The sequence below is a fragment of the Nocardia sp. NPDC060220 genome (genome assembly GCF_042727815.1).
Lineage (GTDB): Bacteria > Actinomycetota > Actinomycetes > Mycobacteriales > Mycobacteriaceae > Nocardia.
Window position 1 is genome coordinate 1 of sequence record NZ_JBHWZY010001108.1, and the last position, 1,916, is coordinate 1,916.

Annotated in this window: 2 protein-coding genes; both read left to right on the top strand. The window is 67.5% G+C overall.

Going from position 1 to position 1,916, the window contains the following annotated elements; all coding sequences use genetic code 11:
- Window positions 1-228 (top strand): hypothetical protein (locus ACFWF3_RS34165; RefSeq protein ID WP_379318157.1); only part of this gene is annotated, 228 nt, incomplete at its 5' end.
- 80 nt (window positions 229-308) lie between these two features.
- A complete protein-coding gene (ffh, locus tag ACFWF3_RS34170; RefSeq protein WP_056811842.1) occupies window positions 309-1,874 on the top strand; it encodes a signal recognition particle protein in 1,566 nt (521 codons plus the stop codon).
- Window positions 1,875-1,916: the final 42 nt, after the last annotated feature.

The following is a 1,916-nucleotide window of genomic DNA, read 5'->3' on the forward strand; positions in this document are numbered from 1 at the left end:
GTTTCGTGGTTGCCGGGTCGCACCCTCAGTGGTGCGCAGGCGTTGGCCGCGATGACCATCGCCTCGACCGCCGCCCACCACGCCGACAGTGCCGATTCCGAATGGATTCGGATCGAGGCGCTCTCCCGGGAGCTCGGCCTCACCGGCAGAGAAGCGGTGTATCTGGTGGACATCGAATCGCACGAGTTGCGCCGCACGGCGCCACCGCACGTGCAACATACCGAATAACCTCCATTACCCTGGGAGGGCAAGAGACGTCCGGCTTCGGTCAGACGACCTGAGACCCTTTCAGATCAGGAGCGCGATCGGTGTTCGAATCCCTGTCCGACCGGCTTACCGGTGCACTGCAGGATCTGCGCGGTAAGGGGCGTCTGTCACCGGCCGACATCGACGCCACCGCGCGCGAGATCCGCCTCGCACTCCTCGAGGCCGACGTCGCCCTGCCCGTGGTGCGCGGCTTCATCGCCAACGTCAAAGAACGCGCCAAGGGCGCGGAGGTCTCCGGCGCGCTCAATCCCGCGCAGCAGGTCGTCAAGATCGTCAACGAGGAACTCGTCGCGATCCTCGGTGGCGAGACCCGTCGCCTCAATCTCGCCAAGAACCCGCCGACGGTCATCATGCTGGCCGGTCTGCAGGGTGCGGGTAAGACCACGCTCGCGGGCAAGCTGGCCAAATGGCTCAAGGGTCAGGGGCACCAGCCGTTGCTGGTGGCCTGTGACCTCCAGCGTCCCGGCGCGGTCACCCAGCTGCAGGTCGTCGGTGAGCGCGCGGGCGTGCCCGTGTTCGCCCCGCACGGCGGCACCTCCATCGGTGGCGGTGAGAACCCGCTCGGGATCACCGCGGCCGACCCGGTGGCCGTCGCCGCGGCCGGTATCGAAGAGGCCAAGGCCAAGCAGTACGACGTGGTCATCGTCGATACCGCAGGCCGCCTCGGTATCGACGCCGAGCTGATGCGCCAGGCCGCGGGCATCCGCGATGCCGTGCAGCCCGACGAGACGCTGTTCGTGCTCGACGCGATGATCGGTCAGGACGCGGTGAGCACCGCCGAGGCCTTCCGCGACGGCGTCGGGTTCACCGGTGTCGTGCTCACCAAGCTCGACGGTGACGCCCGCGGTGGTGCCGCTCTGTCGGTGCGCAACGTCACCGGCGCGCCGATCATGTTCGCCTCCACCGGTGAGAAGCTCGAGGACTTCGACGTCTTCCATCCCGACCGGATGGCATCGCGCATCCTCGGCATGGGCGATGTGCTCACCCTCATCGAGCAGGCCGAACAGGTCTACGACGCCGAGCAGGCCGAGGAGACCGCGCGCAAGATCGGCAGCGGCGAACTCACCCTCGAGGACTTCCTCGATCAGATGCTGGCCATCCGCAAGATGGGCCCGATCGGCAATCTGCTCGGGATGCTTCCGGGCGCCGGTCAGATGAAGGACGCGCTGGCCGCGGTCGACGACAAGCAGCTCGACCGGGTGCAGGCGATCATCCGGGGCATGACCCGCGCCGAGCGGGACAATCCGAAGATCATCAACGCCTCGCGGCGCCTGCGCATCGCCAACGGTTCCGGGGTGCAGGTCTCCGAGGTCAACCAGCTCGTCGACCGGTTCTTCGAAGCCAAGAAGATGATGGCGATGATGGGTCGGCAGATGGGGATGCCGGGAGCTCGCCGCGGCAACAACAAAAAGGGCGGTAAGAAGGGCAAGAAGGGCGGGCGTGGGCCCACTCAGCCGAAGATGCGCGGCGGGTTCCCCGGAATGCCCGCCGGGATGCCGGGCTTGCCGCCGGGCATGGATCTGTCGAACATGCCCCCCGGTCTCGATCAGCTGCCGCCCGGCCTGGAGGGGATCGACCTGTCCCAGCTGAAGTTCCCCAAGAACTGAATTGTTGGCGCGCTGGCGCGCGCGTGTCCGCGGCCCTGAGGG